The following is a 26,055-nucleotide window of genomic DNA, read 5'->3' as shown; positions in this document are numbered from 1 at the left end:
TAAACCCAATTTTCATATATTTACAAACCACTTAGGATGATTCAATACAACATTGGGTTTAGGTTAAATTTTAAATCCAAATATTTCTGAATGGTTATTATAAATCTATCTTCTAAAAAACAAGAAATCAATAAAGACAAATCCATTATTTTAAGCCATTTGACACACACTTTTGATGACAATGAGACTAGATAAACCATATCATGAGTTTTAAGGAGTCAATTCAAATTCAATTGATTAATTAAATTTTAGTAAATAAACATCAATATTCTGAACCCTAAAAACCTAAAATAATTATGAAAATCATCACGAAGCATTCATTAAATCTGTTTTGCTCAGTCGTACTCTTCTTTTTTTCACAAGCGGTACTTGGTCAAAATCGATATGATATTAATAATCGAGATATTCTTTACCTTACCTCTGGAGGAAAACTTCATCCATTACAAGCCATTATGGATATTAGGCATTATTCAATTGTCTTGGATGTAGATATTCCTAATCAATCCATAGCTGGATTTACAGAGGTAAGTTTAAATTTATCCCAAAAATCTGACACCATTTTACTTGACTTGATTCACCTTTACAAGGTTTCTAATGTCCAAGTAAATAAAAAAAATAGCTCCTTTATCCTAAAAGATGACAAAATATATATTATATCTAATGCTGGATTTGAAATTGGAAATCATGCTGTAAAAATTGAATACAGTGGAATACCGCCAGTAGCCATCAAACCACCTTGGGATGGTGGATTTACTTGGGTAAAAGATGTAGCTGGCAATGATTGGATCTCTATAAATATTCAAGGCGAGGGAGGTAAAATGTATTTCCCATGCAAAGACCATCCGTCCGACGAACCAAACGAAGGTGTGGATATGAAAATAACAATTCCGTCAAATTTGGTGGTGGCTGGACCAGGGCTGTTGCAAAAAGTGACTACTAAAAAAGATAAAGGTACCTATCATTGGAAAACTAATTATACAATCAGCAACTATTGTATCTTGTTTAATATCGGCAAATACAAGGTTGTGAAAGATACCTATACAACGATTGAGGGCAATAAAGTACCTATTGAATACTATGTTTTGGAAGCCGATACTGCACAAGCCCAAAAAGTGATAGAAATGAAAAAAAGGGATTCTAAAATTCTAGAAAAATACTTTGGAGAGTATCCGTGGGTAAAAGAAAAAATAGGAATTGCGGAGGTACCAAATTCGGGTATGGAGCATCAAACCATGATTACTTTTGATAATAAATTCAAATATAAAACTATCAATGGCCAGGAATATTCTGATAATCTTTTTCATGAATATGCTCATGAATGGTGGGCCAATAAGGTGACCAACAAAGACTGGGCACATATGTGGATACAGGAAGGTATAGCCACCTATTCAGAGGCCTTGGCAATGTTAGAAATTGGTGGCGAAAATGCATATAACATGATAATAGATGGCCATCGAAGAGGTATAAAAAACAAAAAAGCGATGGTATTAGGAGAAGAAATTACAGAAGAAGAAGTTTATTCTGGAGGAGATATTTATGGAAAAGGCTCATTCTTTATGCATAGTTTAAAATATTTCATTGGTGACGAAATCTTTTTCCCAACTTTGAAAAAACTGGCAACTGACCCGAAATATACCTATGATAATGTTGTAACCACGGATGATGTAGAAAAATTATTCAGCACAGCCTCAAGTAAAAACCTAAAACCATTTTTTGATTTTTACTTGAGAACAACTGATTTCTTAAATATAAATATCAAAGAAATTGGATATAAAAAATATCAAATTAAGATAGATAATTTTTTTATGCCATTACCATTTGACATTATTTCGAATGGAAAAACGGACAAAATTACTATTCCAGCTGAAGGAATAGTAATAAACAGCGATTATGCACCACAAATTGATCCCAAAGGCCATTATCTCAAAAAAATTACTATTCAATAATGAGAACTTTTATGAGATTTATTTGGGGAATATCCCTAATATTAAACCCGTTAATTTCTTTGGCTGATGACTATCCAATCAACAAAAAAATTGACATAAAGCATTATTCCTTTGAACTTGTACTTTCAGATTTGACAGACGAAATATATGGAAAAGCCAAAATCACTGTTCAGTTCAAAAATCAGGGAACTCAAAGTTTTAGATTAGATTTGATTAATAAATCTATAGAAAAAAAAGGAAAAGGAATGCTGATTGATTCAATTAAAATTGGGGATTTGCCAATAAATTTTACCCATCAAAATGATGAGTTAATGATCAGTTTACCAACGCCTTCAGTTGCCAACTCAGATATAATATTTACCATAAAGTACCATGGAGTACCTTTTGATGGCTTGAAAATTGGCCCAACAAAAAATGGCGACAGAAGTTTTTTTAGCGAAAACTGGTCTAATAAAGCTAGACATTGGTTGCCTACGCTAGATCATCCGTCCGACAAAGCAACTTCCGAATTTATTGTGAAAGCACCTGCTCATTATAAAGTTATTTCCAACGGATTATTACTTGAAGAGTCTGATTTAGGCAACAATATTAAACTTACTCATTGGAAACAATCCGTACCCGTATCCTGCTGGTTATTTGTTTTGGGAGTTGCTGATTTTGCTGTAAAATACGTGGACAAATTTGATGGAAAATCAATTGAAACATGGGTTTATGCAAAAGATAGAGAAGCCGGATTTTATGATTTTGATGAACCTACAAAAAAAGTATTAGAATTTTACAGTACTTATGTTGGGCCATTTGCTTATGAAAAATTGGCCAATATTCAATCTGTAAACTCAGGTGGAGGCATGGAAACTTCTTCCGCCATTTTTTATTCTGACAAACTAATTACTGGAAAAAGAGAGGTACGTTTAAGAAACGTAATCATTCACGAAATTGCACATCAATGGTTTGGTAATGCCGTCACCGAGGCTACTTGGGACGACGCTTGGTTGAGTGAAGGAATTACCACTTATTTTACTATGCTTTTTATTGAAAATGAATATGGTAATGCTGAATATGAGAAGGAAATAGTAAAAGCCAAAGAAGCGGTTTTTAAAATGTCGAAAAAATTACCAGATTTTAGTATTGTGAGCCCTCGATCTGCAGAAAAAGAAGAGGTTGTTTCAAGTTTAACTTACCAAAAAGGAGCTTGGATATTGCATATGTTACGAGATTTAGTAGGCGAAAATGACTTTAAGAAAGGAATTCGGGCCTATTATTCGAAATATTTCAATTTAAATGCTAGCACTGATGATTTTAGAATGGAAATGGAAAAGGCTTCAGGAAAAGATTTAAAATTGTTCTTTAAACAATGGCTTTATCAACCCATTAATCCCGCCATAAATGGTTTATGGAATTATGATGCCAAAAGTAAAAAAATAACTATCCAATTAACACAAAATGGTGATTTTCTATTCAATCTGCCTGTAGAAATTGCTTACTATAAAAAAGGAGATGCCGTTCCAAAAATATTGAAAATGAATCTCTCTAAAAAACAACAAACGCAAACATTTAGAATTGGAGAGGAACCCGATAAACTGGAAATTGACCCAAGAAATGTATTATTGAGCGAAAATGTATGCACAAAAAAAACATTTTGAATGGGTCAGAAAATGTATAAACTAATGCTTCATTTAAACGCAACATGGGTGGTTACTCAAAATTTTTAATTGAGAATATTATTAATTAAAAATTTTGTCTAAATAAAATAGAAAATCAATTGTTCAAAAGTTTTGGCAGACAATTAAGACCATGAACTTCCTAGAAATCTAATATTGGGTAAGAAAAAAGAAAGACTCTGTGACATTTATCATGGAAATAAGACGCCAATTCTCGAACTTTGCAGCTCTAAAATGCATTATTAAATAAAGATTATAATTGATGACACAAGAAAAAGTTCAGGTTTTGATATTGGGTTCGGGGCCAGCAGGTTATACAGCGGCTATTTATGCAGGAAGAGCGGGTTTGAAACCTGTTATGTACCAAGGCATGCAGCCTGGTGGTCAGTTAACTATCACCAATGATGTTGAAAACTTCCCTGGCTATCCACAAGGCATTGAAGGTCCACAAATGATGGAAGACTTGAGAATTCAAGCGGAGAGGTTTGGATTGGATAATCGCTACGGAATGGCCACCAGTGTGGATTTTTCTACGCCCTTAGCCCATAAAGTTATCATTGACGAAACCATAGAAATAACAGCCGAAACCGTAATTATAGCCACTGGAGCTTCTGCAAAATGGTTAGGCATTGAGTCTGAACAAAGACTAAACGGCATGGGCGTATCAGCTTGTGCAGTATGTGACGGTTTCTTTTATAGAGGAAAAGATGTGGCCATTGTAGGTGCAGGAGACACTGCTTGTGAAGAGGCACATTATCTGTCTAAACTTTGTAAAAAAGTTACAATGTTGGTTCGTAGAGACGAATTTAGAGCATCTCAAATTATGCAAACAAGGGTTAAAAACACGCCAAACATTGAAATATTATTCAATACCGACACCGAGGAAGTTTTAGGGACAGACGGTGTAACTGGTGTCCGCGTAAAAAATAACAAAACAGGCGAAATAAGTGAAATAGCACTTGACGGTTTCTTTGTAGCCATTGGTCATCAACCAAATACAGGTATTTTCAATGATTTCTTACAATTGGATGAAGCAGGTTATATAATTGTAGAAAAAGGTTCAACCAAAACCAACATAGAAGGCGTTTTTGCTTGTGGCGATGCCCAAGATAAAATCTATCGTCAGGCAGTTACAGCAGCTGGAACTGGCTGTATGGCTGCTTTGGATGCAGAACGATATTTGGGAGAACACGAATAAGAAATGAGCCTATAAAATACTGAAAGCCATTACTTTAAAGTGATGGCTTTTTCGATTTTTATAGTTTTGAGAATAAAGTCCGTTTGCCCTTTGGCATTGGTAGCCCGAAGTTTAATTGGATAATCACCCGCTGTTTTAAAAACTTGAATAACTTTTTTACCTACCAATTTTTTACCCGAAATTTCCCATTCAAAATTATAGCCTTCATCTATATTTGTATCAAATTCTACCTTATAGGGTGGTTTTAAACTAAGATTTTTAAAGGTAAAATTCACAAATGGAGGAAAACCATTTTCAAATTTATATTGGATAAGATTTAAGCTATCCTTCATCATTACCAACATTTCTCCATTTTCCTTTTGTGCAATTCCTTTTAATGATTGAGCTTCAAAAGAAACAACAAATGGCTCTACATCAATCACTTGTTGATCGGCATTTAATGTCGACACTTCTATATTACCAATCTTAGAAACACTGAATTGTTTGCCTTGATAATATTTTGCCATTCCAATGTTTGAAGAATCTACATTACTGATAAAGGTATTTTTGACAGGCATAGATGATTCTAATATAAAGTCGTCTAACTCGGCTTTTTTGGCATCCAACATTTTTACCCTTTTCACTGTAGATTTGTCTCCATCAAAATAAAAATAAAAGTATCCATTGATACCAAATTCGGGGTCCGCTGTAATATCCAAAGCACCTGAAAGTGATTCAAATAATCCCAAATATGAAGTTTCTTTTGACAAACTGTTATAATTAAACAACTCACCTTTTTCGGTGAGAATTATGCAATAAGTTGGCGAAAAATATTCTAATGCCCGAGCGTTTTGAAAACCTTCGGCCAATTTCAAAACTCTAAAATCTTTAATTTCTGGAAAAACAACTGGCTCAATATTAGAATCTTTCTTTGTGGAAACCACAGACTTAATACCACCCACCAATGATTTAAAAAAATCTTGGTTTTGAATGCTGGATAAATTTAATTTTAGAGCGGTATAATAAACCTTATTCGAAAGTTCAGAAACACCAGACCAAGAAACAGCCCTGCCTTCCAAATTCATCAAAACCGCTTTTAGATATTTTGGCACTTTTAGATTTACGAATTCAGCTGAAGGCGTTTTCCACAATGGCGAAAGTCCCATATTGTTCAAATCCTGAACAGGAATCAAATCCAAGTCCTTTTTTTCTGGCATTGGATTTTCAAGTTTCCCAAACATTTGCTCGAACCAAATCCGATTTGTAGTTTTTGTCTGAATATCAAATGCCCCTAGAGCTCCACCACCGTTTTTAAAAAATGAAACCAAAGCAGAATTATCCTTTATTGAAAGTTTGCTTTCATCAAAATCAAGGAAAAAAACAGCCTCAAATTCGTTTAACTTTTCAAGATTATGAACTTCTATTAAATTAATATTAAACAACTTAGCTTTTTCAATTAATAGTTTTTTACTTTCCTCACTACCAGGTTTATTCGTAAATAGACATACGTTACTTTGACCCAAAACTAGGTTGGAAAATAAAATCATGCCTATTAATAATCGCAAAACCATATGAATTTACTTAAATTTTATCCAATATATACTTTAATTTCTGCTCCTGCTTTAAGTTATCAGGAATCCAATTAATTTCAAATCCTTTGCTTTCCATACTTCTGAAAAAAGTCATTTGACGTTTAGCAAAACGATGAATCTCTGTTTCTAATTTTGAAAACATTTGCTCAAAAGTCATTTCATTTTTTAAAAAATAGCTGATATACTTATACTCCAATCCATAATACTCCAAAGTATCTGCCTTTACGCCAGAATCTAACAAATTCCGAACCTCTTCAACCATATTTTGGCTTTCAAATCTATCTTTGAGTCGCTTTGAAATACGTTCTCTTCGTAGCTCTAATCCAGGATTTAATCCAAATATTGTAAAATTAAAGCCTTTAAAATCTGCCTTTTGGAATTCAGGATTTTTTTCCAAATAATCGCAAATTTCTACCCTTCTGATGAGTCGTTTCCTACTTGAAAAAATATAATCCTTCAAATAACGCCCGTATTTATCAAAAATGATATTTGTGTCAAGCGTATCAAGTTCTGATCTGAAAGATTCATTAATGGGCACCTTACTTTTCCAAAAATCAGAAATAACCGCCTGAATGTAAAGACCGGTTCCTCCGCATAGTATCGGAACGCTATCTCTCGATTTTATTTGCTCAAAAACCTCATTGAAATCATTCTGAAATCTGGCCAGGTTATATTTATCTCCAGCCTCACAAATGTCAATCAAATGATATGGAATAGCCTTACCTTGTCTTACATATTCTGAAAAATCTTTGCCAGTTCCAATGTCCATATTTCTATAAACTTGCCTACTGTCAGCACTGATTATTTCTCCATTTAGGTGATATGCTAAATCCACCGCCAGGGTAGTTTTGCCAGAAGCCGTTGGGCCTAAAATAATAATTAACTCCGTATTTATATGTTCAGAATGCACTCAAAATGTATTTATAACTTCCCGAATTCATAACTTCAGCTTCATTAGCGTCGTTAACTTTTACACGATTATGATTTTCATCCAACTGAAAATACATCGGAGAGGTTTTCTCTATAAGTTCAAATCCCAATTTAGAGAAATTTTTTCCATCAGACCAATCTGCGTCAATATATGTCATTATATTCCCTGGAGTTTTTTCTTGAATAAAATATCTTAGCAATTTAGTAAAACCGCCAATAATATTAAATCCATTGAGATTCGAAAACCTGATGAGTTCAAAAGAAAGTACGATACTATCCTCCAAATAATATTTTTTCGGTCCAGAAAAAGTCATAACCGCTAACAATAATTCCTCAGACTCTGGTTCAAAACCCTTCGGAAGTAATCTATAATAAGCCTTGGGTAAGTACAAACCGTATTTCAGTTTGGCACCAATGGACTGCTGTAAATGGTTTTTATTTAAAAATTCTTCAGCAAGGCACTTGTTTATTCTTCTGACTGTGCAAACTCTGGCGGGCAATTTCGGATTTAATCCTAAAACAGAACTCAATCTAGAAATGACAATTTCAGGGTGTTTCTCCCATTGATTTCTCCAAATATTTATAGGTTGACTAAGAGCTTCAAAGTCATCAGGAAGGCGTTCAAAGTACTTTATCCGTGAAGTACCGATCTGAAAAATGCGAGAATTTATTAATTGAAATTCAATTTTATTCTGTTCAAGAAACGCTGAAAAATATGGAATAAAATCTTTTCTAATCATCCTCTAACCCTTAGTTCTACTTGCTTTTTTCCATAAAAATATAATTTATTTTTCAGTTTTATCGTTATAAACTATAAAATTGGCCGCAAAATTGATTTTATAAACTATTGAGAGAAAAGTTTACGAATTAAAATCTCTAATATCATAATTTTAAAATACTCAAAATGAAATCATTTCTTTCAATTGCTATCGTTTTCTTAGCTACTTTGGGCTCTTCAGTTGCCCAATCCAAACAATATTTGAAAGAGGAAGCCGACGACTATTTCAAAGTTGGACGCTATTGGGATGCCTTTTTTTTGTATAAAGACCTAGCCAAAGTACCGGAATTTCAAGGAGATTTAAGCATCGAAAATCAGATAAAGAATAGTTCGAGAGCGATGTATTTATGGAAAAAAACCGAGGATTACAGAGCTTTTAGAAAATATGAAATCGCCAAAAAGCATTTGGGTGACTTGTTGGTAATCAATCCTTATGACCCGAACAGAGGTCTTTATCCAAGACTTACACTTGAACAAGCCAATGAAATGCAAAGGTTGGCTATGTCTCAACGTAATCCTCAAGCCATAGCTGACATTTTGACAAAAGCCGTTAAACTTTACAATCTTGCCCTGGACGAAGGCCTAAAAGACGAAATGGTGTTTTCATTAATAAAACAATGTGAAAATGTTTTGGAGAAAAATCAATACTCTAATATCAAGCAACCAACTTCTTATGGCATAAATTTCGAAAAAGAAAAAGAAGCCGAAAGAACCAGAACGGTGGAGATCATTAAGAATTTGTGATTATAAAAATAAGTAAATAGCAGAAGTTTAATCTCCTAAAAGCTTTTCTAAATAGTGAAAATTTATTCCAAATCTTGACTTTAAGGCTTTTACTTCGTTTAACTTTTCGATTCGCTTATGCTCATCTAGTCCTCTGAAAACCGCTGAAATCATCAGGTTTTTTGGTGTATGTTCTGAATTTATAAATTCAAAAACCTTGGTCTGATAACCATAAGCCTCTAAAATCAAAGCCCTTATAAGATCCGTTAAACTCTCGGCTAGGCGTTCTTCTAAAATTCCAAACTTCGTGAGCAGATTCAGTTCATCTTGCGGCTTAATTTGTTTCCGAATCTGTTTATGACAGCATGGAGCTACCATTATTATCTGAGCGTTCGCCTTTATGCCTTTAAAAATGGCCTCATCTGTGGCGGTATCACACGCGTGTAGAGCTATCAAAACATTACTGCTATTCATTTCAGCATTTTCGATAGTCCCCTGAACGAAACTAAGACCCTCAAAACCAGCAGTTTTTGATAAATTATTACACAAATCCACCATGTCTTGTCGATATTCTATGCCTTTCACTTTGGCCTTTTTTCCAAGAATCCTCGTCAGGTAATCGTACATAGCAAAAGTCAAATAACCTTTACCAGAACCCATGTCCACCACCTCAAAATTGTCAGAAATATTTGAGGATAAAATGCTTTGAGAAAAAAATTCTAGGTATTTATTGATTTGAACAAACTTGTCTTGCTTATCGGTCTTTAGTTTTCCTTCGGCTGTAAACACCCCAAGAAGTCTTAAAAACGGAGCATCCTCAACAATTCTTTTCTTAATTTTGTTGTGAACCTCTTCTACTTTCCTCTCGGATCCAAGTTCTTTTTTAATCAATTTCGACTTTCCTCTTTTATCAAAAACCAGATGATGTGAGGCATTTTGCAAGAACAAATCAGCTTGCAAAAACTGTACACCAATCAAGCTACCAATCAACTCTTTAGCTTCAAAAAAATCATAATTCTTGGTAATATCTTTGGTTGGATATCTGAAAACAAAAGACAATTTTCGTTCATTTTTAGAAACAAATTGCTTTATGTAAATAGCTTTTATTTCACCATCAATAATATTTTCAGAAATAATATTATTTTTAAAACTAATTGTTATTTTTGAAATTACATTATTTTCAAAACTTTCTGAAAATATAGATAAAAATTGAATTAAATTCTTCTCCAAAGGGAATTGCTTTATTTTACTGTAAAAATACAGGAAATATACAAGGTAAAAAAGTAGAAGGAATCATTCTAGTTTGTGTCTTCGACACTCCTCAGACAACTGAACGAAACTTCTCAGACTCGAAACCTGTCACTAAGAGAAGTGAAATAAGTTGGTCACTGAGCGAAATCGAAGTGAAATTCTTAATATGGTCTTAGACGCTACTCAGAAAACAGTATTTAACAATGAAAAGGAATATATTGGCTGAGCGAAGCCCTATTCCACATAAAAATTCCTATCAACTTTTAGGCTTTTTCCTTTCATCTTTTTCCAATCTGTAGTTGGTGAAATAAACTGTTCTGTTCCGTCTAAATTAACTTTAATGGGCATATCAAAACCAGGTACCACATTTTCCCATCTATATGAAATAAGACCTTTTGAAGATTTTTGAACAAACTTTGGCACTTTCGTATTTCGAAGATACTGATCAAAAACTTTAGAAAAATTAATTCCAGCCTTAGCAGATATATAACCTTCCACTTGTTCTGTACTTACGGTTTGATGATAGAAATCTTTGTTCAAACCCCTCAAAATCTGTCTAAATTTTTCATCATCGTTGATGACATGGCGGATAGTGTGGAGCATGTTGCCTCCTTTATAGTACATGTCGCCTGACCCACGCTGATTGATATTATATTTGCCAATAATCGGACTGTCGTTGGTAATATTGGCTCTTGTGCCTATTACATAATCTTGTCCGGCACTTATGCCATAATGATATTCAGTAAATAGTGTTTCAGAGTAATTTGTAAAGCTCTCGTGAATCCACATATCAGCTATATCTTTGTAAGTGATGTTATTGGCAAACCATTCATGACCACTTTCATGAATAATGATAAAGTCCCACTTACTTCCCCAACCAGTTCCTGACAAATCTCGTCCTAAATAGCCGTTTTTATATTTATTCCCATAAGTTATACTGCTTTGGTGTTCCATTCCCAAATATGGAACCTCCACGAGTTTATAGCCATCTTCATAGAAAGGATATGGCCCAAACCAATGTTCAAAAGCTTGAAGCATTCTTATAGCATCTTTAAATTGTACTTTGGCTTTTTCTAAATTGTATGGCAAAACGAAATAATCACAACTCAAATCACCTTTTTCACCCTTATAGGTTTCCCCAAAATGCACATAATTACCAATATTGAGATTTACTCCATAATTGTTAATTGGATTTTTAACTTCCCAAGTTGTAGTTCTGCTGCCTTTGTCATCTATACACATTTTTGACATTCTGCCATTAGAGACATCCTGCAAACTATCAGGAACCGTAACAGTCATTCTCAAACTATCTGGCTCATCATACATGTGGTCTTTGCAAGGCCAAAACACACTCGCCCCCAAACCTTGGCATGAAGTTGCTACGAAGTGGTTACCTTGTTCGTCTTTATCCCATGAAAAACCACCGTCCCAAGGAGCACGTTTGGCTACCAAAGGTTTACCTTCGAAAGAGATATTAATTGAATTAATATCTCCAACCTTCTGCTTATCAATAAGTTTTATAAAATAAGCATTCTCGCCTTTTTTGGTATAGCTAAGTCTATTTCCGTTTTGCTCGATATATGTAATCTTCATCGGAAACTGCAAATCAATTTGTAGGCTTTGATTTTCAGCAAGAACTTGATAACGAACAATATTAAGTCCTTTAATGAACCTTTGGTCGGGGTTTACATCAAATGTCAAATCATAATGTTTTAAATCCCACCATTTCCGTTCCGGCGTAATGCTACCCCTTAAAGAATCTTCAAAAGTGATACTTTTTTGTGCAAATCCCTGAAATCCAAACAACAATAGAACAATCCAGTATTTTTTTAACATAAAACTCAATTTAAAATCAATAGCTTTTTATAAAAATAGATAAAAAAGATTGATTTGCGGTGGCTTGTATTACCAATTTTTCTTTTTGTAGCCTAAAGTGGCATAATACAACAAAAATAAATAAAGAGGCACCAAAAGCCAATAAGCCAGTTGAGTACTGTACAAATCCGACATTTTGCCATAAACCAAAGGTAACAAAGCTCCTCCAGCTATCATCATGATCAACAAAGCAGAACCTAATTTGGTGAATTTACCTAAACCATCCAAAGCCAATGGCCAAATGGCCGGCCACATGATAGCATTGGCCAAACCCAGGAGTGCAATACAAAAAACAGTAGTGAAACCACTCGTAAACAAAGCAACCAGTGTAACAATAAGTCCGAAAATGGAAGAATATTTAAGCCAATTTTGTTGTGATACGAATTTCGGAATCAAAAATATTCCTGCCACATAACCCAACATCATAAACCAAAGCGTATATGTACCAAAATCCTTTGCTTCTGCCTCTGGAAAACCTAATGAAATGCCATAGGTAATGATGGTATCGCCCGTAATAACCTCCAAACCCACATAGGCAAACAAAGCCCCCAAACCCAAAATCAAATTTGGGAAAGCAAAAATACTGGTCTTATCTGAAGCTCCTTGGCTTACACCTTCTTGCTCTTCTGACACTTCAGGAAGGCCTTTTGAAAACAAAATAACCACAGCCAAAACTATTAAAACACCAGTAAGTATGATATATGGGAGCACTACTTTATCCAATTGTTCAGCGGTAGATACAGCACCTGAAACTGCAGAACTGCCAGCAAGCAACAAGCCACCGAAAACCTTTTGACTAATAATACCTGCTGTTTTGTTGGCGATTCCCATCAAACTGATTCGTTGAGCAGCACTTTCTCTAGGCCCCAAAATGGTCAAATACGGATTAGAGGCTGTTTGTAAAAGTGTTAAGCCGATACCAATCGTGAATAATCCTCCAAGAAATAAAGGATAAGATTCCATTTTGGCGGCTGGAACGAACAATATTGTACCAATAGCCATTATGAATAAACCTAGTGACATTCCTTTCTTAAAACCAACTATTTTAAGCACGGACGATGATGGGATGGCCATGACCGTGTAACTTATAAAAAACGCAAATGTTACCAGATATGAGCTAGAATTATCTAATCCGAAGGCGTTTTTAAAGAAAGCTATGAGTGTACCATTTACCCAGGTAACAAAACCAAACACAAAAAACAAAAGCCCGATAATAATCAATGGACCTATATAGGATTTATTTTCTTTCATAATGATTAGAGTTTTTAAAATTTTTTAAAAATAGCTACATTTTTTTGGAATATGAAAAAACAATCAGAAAAAATGGATTTAATTGTTGAAAACTCAAATATCTAGGATATCGTGACGACTTATCTACGTTTTAACTAAAAGTAAACAAAGAAAGTGCTGAAAAATCAGCACTTTCTTGAAAACTAGAATTAAAGGCATTTACACCAAAGCGGCAGTCAAAATAATTTCTGCATTTAATAATCTTGAAATAGGGCATTTTGCTTTAGCAGACAATGCAATTTCTTGGAATTTCTCCTCACCTAGGTTTGGAATAGAAGCTGTTAAGTTCAATTCAATACTGACGATGGTTCCGTCTAGAAAATTAACACTTGCAGCAGTATCTATGTTATCGGCTGTGAAACCAGCTTCGTTTAGTAAAAAACTCAATTGCATAGAAAAACAACCTGCATGAGCTGCACCGATTAATTCCTCAGGATTGGTACCCACACCGTCTGCAAAACGAGTTTTAAATGACAATTGTGCATTATCTAATGTTGTACTTTGGGTAGAAACCGTACCCACGCCTTCCATACCTGTACCTTTCCAATTTGCTGAGGCCTTTCTTGTAAATTTCATTTGTTTTATTTTTTATTTGATACAAAAGTCAACTTAAAAACATTAGGAAACTTTAACCTATGTTAAAATCGAACTATTTGCCCGCTATTTTTTTCCTAATTCTACTCAAAGACGGACCTTGAATTCCTAAGTAAGAGGAAATATGATACAAAGGAATCTCATTTATCAATTGCGGATGTTGTGTTTGGAAGTTAAGGTAACGTTGTTCAGCTGACTGAAATAACAAACTCTCCGTTCGATCAAAAGCGATGTTTGATGCTTGTTCGGCCAATATTCTGCCAAAATGCTCCCACTCATGTGAAGTTCTGTAGAGTTGGCTTAGTTGCTCATAATTGATATAAATGACCTTTGAATCTACCATGGCTTGGGTATAATAGTGACAAGGCATTTGATTGATAAAGCTTGCAAAAGAAACGACAATTTGATTGGCAGAATAAAAGAATAGATTTTTTTCTTCACCAGATTCATCATCAAAATGAAAAGTCCTAAAAACTCCTTCAAGAACAAAACCCAATTGTTTGCATACCTGATTAATGCTATTGTAAGACTCCCCTTTTTTATAATCTCTACTTTGCCAAAAAGACGCTGACAGCCTAAATGCATCTGTACTCATTGTCGAGAAATTCTTTAAAGCATTTTCAACTATGAGCAAATCAGACATAAATAAGAAAAGGATTAAACTATAAATTTATTAAACATTTTTAAAAGACTTAAGTACTCTTGATTCCCAGTGCCCTTACCTACTGCGAATTAATCTCTTATTTAGACAAACATCAAAAAAAAGCCTGCATTTTTTTGATAAAATGCAGGCTTCATTATTCAAAATACAAAATTAAGCCTTAAATAATCGAAATTCTAAGGCCACTCTCGTTAAGTCTTCTTCTTCGTTTATAGCCAAACCATGAATGAGGTGTGAAGAGAAAAACAATACTTGGCCATCTTTTACATCTGCTCGCTCAAGTGTGTGACTTCCGCCCCACTCTTTGATCATTCTTACTCTGTACTTATTGCCCTCTACTACACCACCATCAAATGTACGAACAATCTCAGACTCATTGATTAAATGACTCTCAGGCACCATCGGTAATGAGGAATTCTTCGTTACACCGGCTATTGGAATCCATAGGTTAACAAAAGGCGGTATGTAATTATTTTTATCAACCTCTTCGTAAATATCCTTGTGAGGCGGATTGTAATCGTTTGATTTTGGTCGATTGATTCTTACGATAATATGAAGCTTTTCGTTGAATTTAGGATCAACATCCGTAAGTGCAAAACCCAAAAGCTTTTCAAATTTCGGTAACATTTCCTCAATTGGAAAGTTAAAATCGGCAGAAAAAAGGTCACGAGTGCGGGAAACAACTTTGAAATGATCCTCATTGGTTTTGACAAAATGATGGTATTTTTCTAACACAAAACCCTCAGAATCAATACCCAAAACCTCCGTTAAAATATTCTTTACGCTGGCTGTGAGTCCAGCTTTTAGATTGTCGAATTCTTCTGAAGATAAAAAATCAAGTGATGCATAACCTTTAGCATACCAAGGCTGATTAAAAACGATATCTGTATTTACATTCGAAAGGATTACATCTTTACCTGTACCAAACTCTGGACAGCCGTCTATGGAAACGGCATAGGTGTTACCGTTTATTGCAAAATTAGTGGTGGGCATTGGGGTTCTCTTTTTTTTTGGCAAAAATAAAAAAAAAACTAAAATTACGAAAATGTCAATAAACTATTTTTAAACTTCTACCAGTAGCGATGAAAATAAAAATTGAGCGTCCCACTACAAAATTGAGATAGTTAAAATAGATTTCGGCTTGGATTTGAAAAAAACATTCCATCAGATATAACCACCCAAAATAGGTTGTAACTTTAAATCCCTAACATATGCTGTTTTTTCTATTAATCAACACCTTAAAATATGAACTTTAAAGTCGCTTTAATTTTAGTTTGGGGTATCCAAGTTGGGTTTAGCCAAAAAACCATAACCTATGATATATGCGTTTATGGAGCCACATCAGCCGGCATTATTGCAGCCTATACTGCCAAAATGCAAGGTAAATCTGTCATTCTACTAGAGCCCAGTAATCACATTGGAGGGCTTACAACTGGTGGCCTTGGTCAAACTGACATAGGCAACAAATATGCTATAACTGGCTTATCAAGAGACTTTTACCGGAAAATTGGACAACATTATGGCAAATTTGAGCAATGGACTTTTGAGCCGAGTGCAGCCTCTGATATATTTAATTCTTACCTCAAAAAAGCAGACATAAAGGTTTTTACGAAAAAGCAATTGATCAATGTCATTAAATCAAAAAGTAAGATCAGACAAATAGAGCTTTTAGACGAAAACAAGCAAAGGATGTTGGTCACTGCCAAGTATTTTTTAGACTGTACCTATGAAGGGGATCTTATGGCTATGGCTGGAGTAACCTTTACTGTTGGTAGAGAAGACAACAAACAATATGGGGAAACATGGAACGGGGTGCAAATGTTAGACAAACATCAGTTTCCAGATGGGATTGATCCCTTTAAGACTTTAGGAGATTCTACAAGCGGACTTTTATGGGGCATAAGCTCAGAAAAACTGGCACCCAAAGGCACCGGTGACCAAAAAGTACAGGCATACAACTTCAGAATGTGCCTTACAGACAGCGTTGAAAACATGGTGCCGATTGAGGCTCCTGACGATTTTGACCCAAGCCATTATGAATTATTATTGAGGTATATAGATAAGAAACAGCCAATTGAACTCAACTGGGCACTCATGCACCTACAGCCAATGCCCAATCGCAAGCTAGACATAAATAATTCAGGACCTTTTTCCTCTAATTTAATTGGTGGCAATTATAACTATCCAAACGCAAACTATGATGAGAGAAAAATAATCCAAAAAAAACATGAGGACCATATCAAAGGATTTTTCTACTTTCTCGGCAATGACCCTAGAGTTCCAGCACATTTGCGAGCTGAAATGAAAAAATGGGGATATCCAAAAGATGAATATTTGAACAACAATCATTTTTCTCCACAAATGTATGTGAGAGAGGCCCGCAGAATGATCAGTGAAGTCGTGATGACCGAGAAGCATTGTGTGGGAACCCAAACAGTAACTGATGGAATTGGTTTAGCAGCATACACGATGGATTCACACAATACGCAAAGAATAGTAGTAAAAGACGCTAGCGGAAAGTATCAAGTAAAAAACGAAGGTGATGTGCAGATGGGTTTAGGTGGGCTTGACCCTTACCCAATTTCTTTCAGAGCCCTCCTTCCTAGAAAATCGGAATGCACCAACCTACTCGTTCCGGTTTGTTTGTCGGCCTCACATATTGCATTTGGCTCTATTCGAATGGAACCCGTGTTCATGGTTTTGGCTCAGTCAGCCGCCACTGCGGCTGTTTTGGCGATTGATTCCAAGAAGGGCCTGCATGAAGTGGATGTCACCAAACTTCAAGAAATACTAAAAAGTAATCCCTTAGCTGATGGCTCGTTACCCGAAATATTGATTGACAACAGTTATGATGGTCAATTTTCGGTTTTGGGCGAACATATAATCATGAAAAAACAATACGGTAGATATGGAAAAGATTATGTGAAAATTAATTCAAATGGACAAGCGACGTTTTCTACTATTGTATCAAACGCTGGTAAATATAACCTTCAAGTTTACTTTCCGAAAAGTGAAAAGAATTCTAAAAACGTAAAAATTATTGTAAAAATCGGTAATCAAATCATCGAAAAACAGTTTGAAATTGACGCCAATGAAAACGATTGGTATAACTGCGGCGAAATTGAAATAGCAAGCGGCGAAAAAGTAAGTGTGACCTTGTCCAGTCTTTCCGATGCTGGATTTATAGCCGATGCAATTCTTTTTGTACCAATCAAATGAAGAATTTAAACTATTAAAATGATTCTGACGTTTTCTCTAAAACCAAAATAATCAACCATGAATCGTTTATTTATTTTCCCTTTACTGAGCTTGGGTTTATTTTCATTGAATTGCTCTGGAATGCCTAAAACAGAGCCAAATTTAGTTTCAAAAACAGACACTACTATTGCTCCAGTAGAAACCAGAGAGGCAAATTCTCCTCAATACAAGTCCGCGTTTGTTGGGCAAACCAGAACAAACGGTGTTAAAACCACTACCAAATACTCTTTTAAAGTATTGACAGAAAAACTAAATTCACCTTGGGGTTTAACTTCGCTTCCTGATGGTCGATTGCTCATCACTGAAAAAAGTGGTAACCTTAGAATAGTGAAGACCACTGGCGAAATGAGTGATAAAATCACAGGACTTCCAACAGTAGATACAGATGGCCAAGGCGGATTGCTAGGTATTACGCTGGATCCCGCTTTTGCACAAAACCGTATGGTTTATTGGGCATTTTCTGAACCTGTTAGTGGTGGAAACCACACTTCAGTGGCCAAAGGTAGATTAAGCGACGACGAACGCAAAATAGAAAATGCGGTGGTTATTTACAGAGCTACACCAGCCCACAAAGGAAATCTTCATTATGGTGGCAGAGTACTTTTTGACAAAAATGGGTATTTATTTGTAAGTACAGGCGAACGTTCTGATCGCAGCACACGACCACAAGCACAACAGCTCAACTCTGGACTGGGCAAAATAATCAGAATAACTACAGATGGAAAACCCGCACCAGGAAATGCTTTAGCCTCTACAGGAGGAGCAAGACCTGAATTGTATTCTTATGGCCACAGAAATGTACAAGGACTTACCATAAACCCGGTGGATGGTGAGTTGTGGTCGAATGAATTTGGGCCAAGAGGAGGAGATGAAATTAACCACGTAATCCCAGGAAAAAACTACGGCTGGCCAACTATTACGTATGGAATTGAGTATGGTGGCGGAAAAGTTGGTGATGGAATTCAGCAAAAAGAAGGATTAGAACAGCCAGTTTACTATTGGGACCCTTCGGTTTCACCTTCAGGTATGACATTTTATTCAGGTTCACAAATACCAGAATGGCAAAATAATCTATTTGTAGGCTGTCTAAGCGGTATGCATATTAATAGATTGGTAATTAAAGAGAATAAAGTAATAGGCGAAGAAAGGCTATTAACTGAAGAATATCAACGTTTTAGAGATGTTCATCAAGGAAAAGATGGCTCGTTGTATGCAATAACTGACCAAGGGCGTTTATATAAAATTGGAAAGTAACATTTCTTTTTTTTCAAAAGGGTTCAAAATGTAAATTTTGAACCCTTTTTTTTTACAAAATTCAGCCCCAACAAGCATAATTTACGTATTTATTTAAATTTTGTTTAATCAAAAATTTATAAGCCCATGAAAACTAGAATTTTACTAATTATTTTCATTCTTTTTGGGTTAAAAGTTTATGCTCAAGTAAATCTAAGGCTAAGTTTATTTGCAAAAAATTTTGGTAGCGTGATGGACATCAAACACGCAGGCGATAATAGGTTTTTTGTGGTTGAACAAAATGGAAAAATAAAGATATTACACAAAAATGGGACGACAAATCTTTTGCCATTTATAGATATTTCGAACAAGGTTAGAAATAGTGGTGAACAGGGTCTATTGGGAATGGCATTTCATCCATCCTATAAGCAAAATGGCTTTTTTTATGTAAATTATATTAACCTAGATCAAAATACGGTAGTAGCTCGATACCAAGTATCAGCAGCTGATTCTTCTCTCGCAAATCCTCTGTCTGAAACCATACTTTTAACTATAAATCAGCCTTTCTCCAATCACAACGGCGGAGATTTAAACTTTGGCCCGGATGGTTATTTATATATAAGTTCGGGGGATGGAGGCAGTGGAGGCGACCCACAAAATAATTCTCAAAACACGACCAATCTTTTAGGGAAAATCCTTCGAATAGATGTAAACAATACGAGTCCTGGACTAAATTATGCCATCCCAAGCGGAAATCCATTTGCTGACGGAGCAGGAGGCAATTCAGATGAAATTTGGTCTTATGGCCTTCGAAATCCATGGCGTTTTAGTTTTGACAAACAAACTGGCGACATGTGGATAGCTGATGTCGGACAAAATGCTTACGAAGAAATTGACTTTGAGCCAACCAATTCCTTAGGTGGCACAAACTACGGTTGGCGGTGCTATGAGGGAACGCATACCTACAACAGCAACAATTGTGATGGGGGAATATACACACCACCTGTTTATGAATATGCACACGACCAAGGTTGCTCAATAACAGGCGGTTATGTTTACAGAGGAAATAAATACCCTCCGCTGACGGGTAGATATCTTTATGTTGATTTTTGTTCGGGAAAGCTTTGGTCATTAAAAAAGACGGGGAATGATTGGATAAGTGAACTTCTTTATCAGAATTCTAATCGAAATTTTACAACATTTGGAGAAGATAAAGCTGGAGAATTGTATATGGGAACACTTAACGGTGAAATTTACAATATTTGCGAAACTTCTTGGGCTACCACCCAATCTAACTTAACGATAAGCGATCATCCAATTTTGGGTGGAAATTACCAAGCTGGTAACAGTTTACATGCGGTGGGAAAGGTAGTTTTACCCAATCGCGTAAATTTCTACGCCTTTGGTTTTATCCTATTAGAGCCAGGCTTTAAGGCAGAAATCGGATCTGTTTTTTCTGCCATTACGAGTGCTTGTCTTCATGACAATAACTGATTAATTGAAAAGACCTTTAATTTTTTCTTTCTGAAGAATAACTATCTCTGATTCTGTAGATTTATTTAAAAAATTGAATAAGTTTTAGAGCTCATTTAATTCAATTTTACAGAGGATTGGCCTTTGATTTTCAAAAAACCTACAATTCTACAGAGTCATCGAGTAAAACTGCTAATACGTCAAAAAAATCTATCTTTATTAATATTATTCTGTAATTTGCAATCAAAAATATAGTACATCTCTAAGGGATTAATCTTTAATTATTTATCATGAAAAGCAGTTTTCTTTCTAAGATTTTGGTGGTAGTATTGTTGCTTTCTGCCAGTTCAAGCTTGTTTGCTCAAAAAAAATGGGGCGGTATGACCCTTTACACCGTAAGAAACGAAATGGGCAAAGACCCTAAAGCAACCTTAAAAGCAGTAGCTGATTTAGGTTACAAATACATAGAAGCAGTAGAATATAAAGATGGCAAATTCTATGGAATGTTGCCTGATGAGTTTAAGTCATATACCAAAAGCCTTGGCTTAAAGCCAATAAGTATACATATGGGAGCCATGACTACAAGTAATGCTGATAAACTTATTTCCGATGTAAAAGCAGCTGGTTTTAAGTATTTTGTAGCTCCTGTACCTCCGATGGGCATGTTTAAATTTGACCCAAAAAGTAGGTCATTGACGATGACAGATGATGTGGAGAGACTTACCAGTGTTTTGGACACCATTTCTCGTAAAGCACATGCTGCTGGGCTGAAATTTTTATATCATAATCATGCTTTTGAGTTTGAGAAAAACAGCAAAGGAATTATTCCAATGGAATATATGCTAGAGCATTTGGACCCTAAATATGTAAATTTCCAAATGGACTTATATTGGGTTACCAAAGCTGGAGTTGATCCTGTTGAATTGTTCAAGAAATATCCAAAACGTTTCAAAATATGGCATGTTAAAGACATGGACGATCAGGGCCGATTTGCACCAGTGGGTAAAGGCAAGATAGATTTTGCTCGTATACTTAAAAATGCTAAACTTTCAGGAATGAAATATTACATAGTAGAACAAGACCAAGTTTTTGACGGAATGGATCCTATGGAAGCCATCAGATTGAGTAGAGAGGGGTTGATAAAATTTGGATTTAATTAATTCTGATATCAGTAAAAAGAAAAGCAGTGTTCTTTTAGGAACACTGCTTTTTTTATGATAACAATTTTTGTCTTAGGAAAAATCAAATTTTTAGGCCTATAATTTGTTCCTATTCTTTCTTTTAAACACTGAAAGATAAAAATATGTGGGATTTTAATTAATTTTATACCTCCTCTAAGTATCAACAATACTAACTACCCATTGAAAAAAGCATTTGCGTTTATTTACTTTCTTCTGATAGTATTAGATTTCGTGTTTTGTTCACTTGATTTAAAATGGTATTTTCTTATTGCCAAGAACGCCATTCCACTATTTTTGATATATTCACTGGTTTATTTTAGGAAATATTCACTGAACAAAAATGATTACCTTCTATTAATGGCCCTAATTTTATTATCTTTAGGCCTTAACTTTAGTTTTTTTTTTCACACACAAGAATTTTACTTGCCTGGCATAACCATCATTTATTTTTTTGAAATTCAAATACAATTGTACTTAGTACTAAAGAAACTCAAGCGAATTGAAACAAAAAAAACAAAGACATTTACCAAAATCTTTCTGATATTCACATTAGGCCTTTTCTTTATCATTGTGTTTTTTCCACTATTTTCTTTCCCATTACAAATACTATTTTTTGTAAGAGTTTTTCAATACGCCTATTTTATTTCTTTGGTTTTTGGAAACAAAAAAATACACCCTCAGATATCTTTAAGCCTTTGGTTCATCATCCTATCCAACGTTGCCTTATTGGCTGATTTGGTGATATTTAAGTATAATTTTGAATACATGATCATCATGTTCTTTTTTTACTTGTCAAAATACCTTTTTTTGAATGGTTATTTGAATATTAACAAAATGAACCGAAAAGAAACAAATATTGAGCAACAACAATATTCAACGTTTTGAACACTAAGAATTCACCTAGGATAGGCATAAATCCTTTCAATTCCGTATAACACTTGGTCATTACTTAACAAATTGAAATTTTTATTATTAATGAACTTCATGGTAAAAGTTCATTAATATAAACTGGGATGATTTTTAGTATTCTGCCTTACTTCAAATGAAATCAGTGTGCTATAAGTTGGCCTCTAATTTCGCCACCTGGAGCTCTAGCTGTATGAATATTTACATACATTTTTCCAGCTTTCAAATCCGTCTCTTGTTCAACAGTAAGGGCAGGAGATGTGTAAGAAAAGCCTGAGCTGAAAGATGTACCAAGGTCAAAAACAACTGGACCGCTTTCGTTTTCTCCACCTTTATGAATATGCCAAGCAGTTGGGGTTATATCTGAATAATTGACCTTTACCGTAATTATCTTTGTGTTAGGATTGTAAGAACCTTCTATTGAGCCTGTTGCCTTAGAGGCTGCAAAAGGTATTTGACCTCTAATTTCTCCAGCAGGTACTTTGGCACTATGAATATTCACGTAATAGAGGCCCGCCAACAAATCCGTTTCTTGAGCATCTGTAAGGGCAGCAGGGGATTTATAAACAAAAGGTGTTTTAAATTCAGCAGTTGAAAAGGCAAAAACAACACCACCAGAAACACCAACAGCTGCTTTATGGATGTGCCAATTTGAAGGTGTAATGTCTTTGTAAGTGACTGAAAGGTCAATTATTTTTGTCGTTTTATTATAAGTTCCAGCAGCAGTCCCGCTTGCAGTTGAGGAATTGGCTGGAGCTTCGTTGGCCCCACTTAGCGTTGTAGAAGTAAAAAGTAAGTTGGGATTGGCCACCAAAGTACCCATAACCATCATGTCGGCAGGTACCTCTTCCTCCTTTTGACAAGACATAGCCACAAAAAGCGTGAAAGCTGAAAGAATAAAGATTTTTTTCATTTTTAAAAAATTAAAGTTTAGGTAATTGCAGAAATACGAGATTGGATAGAAAAAGGTTGTATGTTTGAATGATGACGATTATTGTAGAAAGCCATCTTTTAAAACCGGTTGCTCAGTATTCTAAAACTTTATCCTATGTTACATATAAATGTAATAGCATAATTACAAACCCAAAACATAAAAGATAAAAAATGCCATTTCTGCCAAATTAAGTAAAATAGATTAATGTGCGAGTTGTTGCTTGAAGAGAAAAATTGTAGGAAAGGAATGATAGAGTCCAAATTACAGTTAAAAATTATTTCTTTGATGCCTAAATTAACAAATAGTAAATTAAAACTATTTGCAAGAAATTAAGTTGAAAATCTTTTTTTTAATTAAAATCCGAAATTCAGCAGAGTAAAGGAAAGTATTCTTATTACAGCAGGAGACTTTGAGGTTAAGTAAAATTAGAAATTAATCATGTTTTTAAAGCAATGTAATTTTGATAAAATACATTAATGACCCTTATCATCAAATTTCCTATTTAAAAGGTAAAGTTGAAATACTTATTTCTGCATTTGAGTTACCTTGATTATTTAATGAATAGTAGAATGTGGCCGCCCACTCCTCTGCCTTTTCCACTTTTGGACCAATGGTAATAGTTTTAATCAAAGGGGCCAAAGGGACTGATTCAATAAAAACTTTAATGGGATTCTTTGATGGTCGAATATTTTCACTATTAATTTCCAACATTATATCAAAGTTAATTGTACTGTTAACAACCAAACGAACCTCATTTTCATATTTATAAATCGTACTTTTGAATAAGAAATTAATTTGATTTAATAGTTCTTCTATTTCTAAATCTTCACTTTCCACAATTTCTTTGCTTAAAGATAGAGCCTCCATTTCATTCCTTAATTCAGACATAATTTGATTTAACTCTTTTTTTGATTCAGCAGTCGACTCTGCAAAGTCAAAATCATCTTCATCAACATAACAGACTGAATAAAACTCAATACCCTCATTAGCACCTATTTTCGAATTTGATTCAAAATCATTCGACTTAATTATATTTTTTTGCCTAATTAATTCATCAATACATCTCTTAAATTCGACAACATTTATTCTTATTGAACAACCCTTCGCTTCTTGAGCCTCTTCTTTCCCATACATTCTCCATAGTGGTAAATCATTATCATTCGTTTCATTAACAAAACTCCCAATAAATGGTTTTTTGCCAAATGTATCAGAATGCTTATTTCCCTTTTTTTGACTTTGAGTCTTTCGGTTCAAATAAGCAAACAAAACCTGCCCTTCGGAAGAATCATTTAAGAAACTTCCTTCTGATAATCTGAATGGCTTTTTATGCAAAACTAGAAATTGTAACACACTAAGGCTTGTGTAATGACTTACGCTCTTACCTCTAAAAACCAAAATATCCCTTATTTGAATTATTAAACTATTAATTCTCTCATATACCTCATTTGAAATTATTTTTTTTACTTCGGCTATTTTGGAATTGATTTGTTTTATGAGGGTTAAATCTTTAATTTCAACAATCTCTAGTGCATTTTCAAATTTCAACGATGCCTCTTTATACTCCTTCATGCCCATTAAAGCAATTCCTAAATTATAAAATGGAGCAGCAACCTTATTATTTACCTTCAAGGCATTATTAAAATACTCTTTTGCATTTTCATATTCCTTCTTTTCCAAGCAGATATTACCTAACCCAATAAAAGAATAGAAATTATTTTCGTCATATTTCAAAGCATTTATGTAATAATCCTTTGCATTTTCAAAGTCAAACAAATTAAAATAAACATTGCCAATTCCGCTTAAAACATTTGGATTATTAGGTTGAATATTTTTTGCCTTAAAAAAATACTCCTTCGCTTTTTCATATTTCCCTTGTACTCCATAAACATTCGCTAAAGCGTGAAGTGACAAAAAATTATCTTCATCTAAATCATTCGCTCTTAACCAGCAATCCTCTGCCTGAACATAATTATGTTGTTTCCAATAGAAAAGCCCCAATCCATTAAGTGAATGGATATCAGTAGGTTTTAGGTTTAATGCTCCTTCAAAGAAAAATTTCGATTTATCAAATTTCTCTTTCCTCAAATAAATGTCACCTAAATAACCAAAAAACAACGAATTTTCGGGATATTTTAGATTCGCATTTAAAGCTAATTTCTCTGCTTCATCAAATCTTTCTAGTTTAATAAGAGTTTCAATTTTCTTAGAATATAATTCGTCATCAGAAAATTTTTCTAAAATATCATCTGTCAAGAGTTTCACTATTCCATCTAAATCAGGCTTAAATTCTAACCGTTCTATCTCTGATATTAACCTAGATTTTTCTTCCATAACTTGTTCTCAATAATTTTATATATATCATACTTTTTTAATCGGTATCATTAATCTTTATTAAAAATTCAAAGTTAACATTTCATAATAGTATTCGATTCAAAACTATAGTTTATCTAAGATTAATTATAGATAAAAACAAAAACACCCCCAGCCCAATGAGCTAAGGGTGTCCAATCTAATTCACTAAACCCTATAAAAAACTATTAAAATCTTACCGAAATTACCCAAATCTCAACACGCACCACTCGGAACTATTTC

The 26,055-nt window shown here is 34.4% G+C and carries 19 protein-coding genes; 8 read left to right on the top strand and 11 right to left on the bottom strand.

All coding sequences use genetic code 11. The features are described 5' to 3' along the window. Positions 1–296: 296 nt before the first annotated feature. The 3 genes from EGI24_RS09880 (at position 297) to trxB (ending at position 4,805) form a co-directional block, all read left to right on the top strand. Positions 297–1,946 (top strand): M1 family metallopeptidase, encoded by a 1,650-nt coding sequence (locus tag EGI24_RS09880; protein WP_255048214.1) that lies wholly within the window; start codon positions 297–299, stop codon positions 1,944–1,946. Then, complete coding sequence (locus EGI24_RS09875; protein WP_255048213.1) at positions 1,946–3,589, top strand: M1 family metallopeptidase; 1,644 nt, start codon at positions 1,946–1,948, stop codon at positions 3,587–3,589. The genes EGI24_RS09880 and EGI24_RS09875 overlap by 1 nt, the downstream gene beginning before the upstream one ends. Before the next feature lie 280 nt (positions 3,590–3,869). Continuing rightward, positions 3,870–4,805, top strand: a complete 936-nt coding sequence (gene trxB, locus EGI24_RS09870; protein ID WP_255048212.1) for a thioredoxin-disulfide reductase — start codon at positions 3,870–3,872, stop codon at positions 4,803–4,805. A gap of 29 nt (positions 4,806–4,834) precedes the next feature. Here the strand turns inward: trxB and EGI24_RS09865 are convergent, their stop codons facing one another. From EGI24_RS09865 to EGI24_RS09855, 3 genes are read right to left on the bottom strand one after another with little or no spacing between them, the layout of a single operon-like run. Further along, positions 4,835–6,349 (bottom strand): hypothetical protein, encoded by a 1,515-nt coding sequence (locus tag EGI24_RS09865; protein ID WP_255048211.1) that lies wholly within the window; start codon positions 6,347–6,349, stop codon positions 4,835–4,837. A 16-nt stretch (positions 6,350–6,365) separates the two neighbouring features. Next, positions 6,366–7,286, bottom strand: coding sequence for a tRNA (adenosine(37)-N6)-dimethylallyltransferase MiaA (miaA, locus tag EGI24_RS09860; protein WP_255048210.1), 921 nt, complete (start codon positions 7,284–7,286; stop codon positions 6,366–6,368). Continuing rightward, complete coding sequence (locus tag EGI24_RS09855) at positions 7,276–8,046, bottom strand: hypothetical protein (RefSeq protein ID WP_255048209.1); 771 nt, start codon at positions 8,044–8,046, stop codon at positions 7,276–7,278. Before EGI24_RS09855 ends, miaA begins: the two co-directional genes overlap by 11 nt. Positions 8,047–8,210: 164 nt before the next feature. On the opposite strand from EGI24_RS09855, the gene EGI24_RS09850 reads away from it, so the two are divergent. Next, positions 8,211–8,828 (top strand): hypothetical protein, encoded by a 618-nt coding sequence (locus tag EGI24_RS09850; protein ID WP_255048208.1) that lies wholly within the window; start codon positions 8,211–8,213, stop codon positions 8,826–8,828. 27 nt (positions 8,829–8,855) lie between these two features. Here EGI24_RS09850 and EGI24_RS09845 read toward each other — a convergent pair whose 3' ends face one another. The 6 genes from EGI24_RS09845 to EGI24_RS09820 form a co-directional block, all read right to left on the bottom strand. Then, on the bottom strand, positions 8,856–9,866 hold the full coding sequence (locus EGI24_RS09845) for an SAM-dependent methyltransferase (protein ID WP_255048206.1): 1,011 nt from the start codon (positions 9,864–9,866) through the stop codon (positions 8,856–8,858). Between the two features lie 426 nt (positions 9,867–10,292). Further along, positions 10,293–11,894 (bottom strand): M1 family metallopeptidase, encoded by a 1,602-nt coding sequence (locus EGI24_RS09840; protein WP_255048205.1) that lies wholly within the window; start codon positions 11,892–11,894, stop codon positions 10,293–10,295. 69 nt (positions 11,895–11,963) lie between these two features. Beyond that, positions 11,964–13,184 (bottom strand): sugar MFS transporter, encoded by a 1,221-nt coding sequence (locus EGI24_RS09835; RefSeq protein ID WP_255048204.1) that lies wholly within the window; start codon positions 13,182–13,184, stop codon positions 11,964–11,966. A gap of 198 nt (positions 13,185–13,382) precedes the next feature. Further along, a complete protein-coding gene (locus tag EGI24_RS09830) occupies positions 13,383–13,799 on the bottom strand; it encodes an OsmC family peroxiredoxin (RefSeq protein WP_255048203.1) in 417 nt (138 codons plus the stop codon). Between the two features lie 73 nt (positions 13,800–13,872). After that, a complete protein-coding gene (locus EGI24_RS09825; RefSeq protein WP_255048202.1) occupies positions 13,873–14,460 on the bottom strand; it encodes a Crp/Fnr family transcriptional regulator in 588 nt (195 codons plus the stop codon). 171 nt (positions 14,461–14,631) lie between these two features. Beyond that, positions 14,632–15,471 carry a phytanoyl-CoA dioxygenase family protein gene (locus tag EGI24_RS09820; protein ID WP_255048201.1) on the bottom strand — a complete coding sequence of 280 codons (840 nt, stop codon included), beginning with the start codon at positions 15,469–15,471 and terminating at the stop codon, positions 14,632–14,634. Between the two features lie 252 nt (positions 15,472–15,723). Between EGI24_RS09820 and EGI24_RS09815 the strand changes: the two genes are divergently transcribed. The 4 genes from EGI24_RS09815 to EGI24_RS09800 all read left to right on the top strand — a co-directional run bounded on the left by EGI24_RS09815 (position 15,724) and on the right by EGI24_RS09800 (position 21,602). Beyond that, positions 15,724–17,697, top strand: coding sequence for an FAD-dependent oxidoreductase (locus EGI24_RS09815; RefSeq protein ID WP_255048200.1), 1,974 nt, complete (start codon positions 15,724–15,726; stop codon positions 17,695–17,697). A gap of 120 nt (positions 17,698–17,817) precedes the next feature. Next, positions 17,818–18,990, top strand: coding sequence for a PQQ-dependent sugar dehydrogenase (locus EGI24_RS09810; protein ID WP_255048235.1), 1,173 nt, complete (start codon positions 17,818–17,820; stop codon positions 18,988–18,990). Positions 18,991–19,116: 126 nt separating this feature from the next. Next, a complete protein-coding gene (locus EGI24_RS09805) occupies positions 19,117–20,463 on the top strand; it encodes a sorbosone dehydrogenase family protein (RefSeq protein WP_255048199.1) in 1,347 nt (448 codons plus the stop codon). A 269-nt stretch (positions 20,464–20,732) separates the two neighbouring features. Next, positions 20,733–21,602, top strand: a complete 870-nt coding sequence (locus EGI24_RS09800) for a sugar phosphate isomerase/epimerase (RefSeq protein ID WP_255048198.1) — start codon at positions 20,733–20,735, stop codon at positions 21,600–21,602. 1,069 nt (positions 21,603–22,671) lie between these two features. Here the strand turns inward: EGI24_RS09800 and EGI24_RS09795 are convergent. Next, on the bottom strand, positions 22,672–23,442 hold the full coding sequence (locus EGI24_RS09795) for a CHRD domain-containing protein (protein WP_255048197.1): 771 nt from the start codon (positions 23,440–23,442) through the stop codon (positions 22,672–22,674). A 519-nt stretch (positions 23,443–23,961) separates the two neighbouring features. Beyond that, complete coding sequence (locus tag EGI24_RS09790; RefSeq protein WP_255048196.1) at positions 23,962–25,794, bottom strand: lipopolysaccharide assembly protein LapB; 1,833 nt, start codon at positions 25,792–25,794, stop codon at positions 23,962–23,964. Between the last annotated feature and the right edge of the window lie 261 nt (positions 25,795–26,055).

This window comes from Lacihabitans sp. CS3-21 (assembly GCF_024343675.1).
Lineage (GTDB): Bacteria > Bacteroidota > Bacteroidia > Cytophagales > Spirosomataceae > Leadbetterella.
Note: the sequence above shows the minus strand (reverse complement) of the source record. Positions and strands in the feature narration are given on the sequence as shown.

Coding starts and splice junctions, on each gene's coding strand:
- EGI24_RS09880 (WP_255048214.1), top strand. CDS start 297: ATGAAAATCATCACGAAGCATTCATTAAATCTGTTTTGCTCAGTCGTA.
- EGI24_RS09875 (WP_255048213.1), top strand. CDS start 1,946: ATGAGAACTTTTATGAGATTTATTTGGGGAATATCCCTAATATTAAAC.
- trxB (WP_255048212.1), top strand. CDS start 3,870: ATGACACAAGAAAAAGTTCAGGTTTTGATATTGGGTTCGGGGCCAGCA.
- EGI24_RS09855 (WP_255048209.1), bottom strand. CDS start 8,046: ATGATTAGAAAAGATTTTATTCCATATTTTTCAGCGTTTCTTGAACAG.
- EGI24_RS09850 (WP_255048208.1), top strand. CDS start 8,211: ATGAAATCATTTCTTTCAATTGCTATCGTTTTCTTAGCTACTTTGGGC.
- EGI24_RS09840 (WP_255048205.1), bottom strand. CDS start 11,894: ATGTTAAAAAAATACTGGATTGTTCTATTGTTGTTTGGATTTCAGGGA.
- EGI24_RS09835 (WP_255048204.1), bottom strand. CDS start 13,184: ATGAAAGAAAATAAATCCTATATAGGTCCATTGATTATTATCGGGCTT.
- EGI24_RS09830 (WP_255048203.1), bottom strand. CDS start 13,799: ATGAAATTTACAAGAAAGGCCTCAGCAAATTGGAAAGGTACAGGTATG.
- EGI24_RS09825 (WP_255048202.1), bottom strand. CDS start 14,460: ATGTCTGATTTGCTCATAGTTGAAAATGCTTTAAAGAATTTCTCGACA.
- EGI24_RS09820 (WP_255048201.1), bottom strand. CDS start 15,471: ATGCCCACCACTAATTTTGCAATAAACGGTAACACCTATGCCGTTTCC.
- EGI24_RS09815 (WP_255048200.1), top strand. CDS start 15,724: ATGAACTTTAAAGTCGCTTTAATTTTAGTTTGGGGTATCCAAGTTGGG.
- EGI24_RS09810 (WP_255048235.1), top strand. CDS start 17,818: ATGCCTAAAACAGAGCCAAATTTAGTTTCAAAAACAGACACTACTATT.
- EGI24_RS09805 (WP_255048199.1), top strand. CDS start 19,117: ATGAAAACTAGAATTTTACTAATTATTTTCATTCTTTTTGGGTTAAAA.
- EGI24_RS09800 (WP_255048198.1), top strand. CDS start 20,733: ATGAAAAGCAGTTTTCTTTCTAAGATTTTGGTGGTAGTATTGTTGCTT.
- EGI24_RS09795 (WP_255048197.1), bottom strand. CDS start 23,442: ATGAAAAAAATCTTTATTCTTTCAGCTTTCACGCTTTTTGTGGCTATG.
- EGI24_RS09790 (WP_255048196.1), bottom strand. CDS start 25,794: ATGGAAGAAAAATCTAGGTTAATATCAGAGATAGAACGGTTAGAATTT.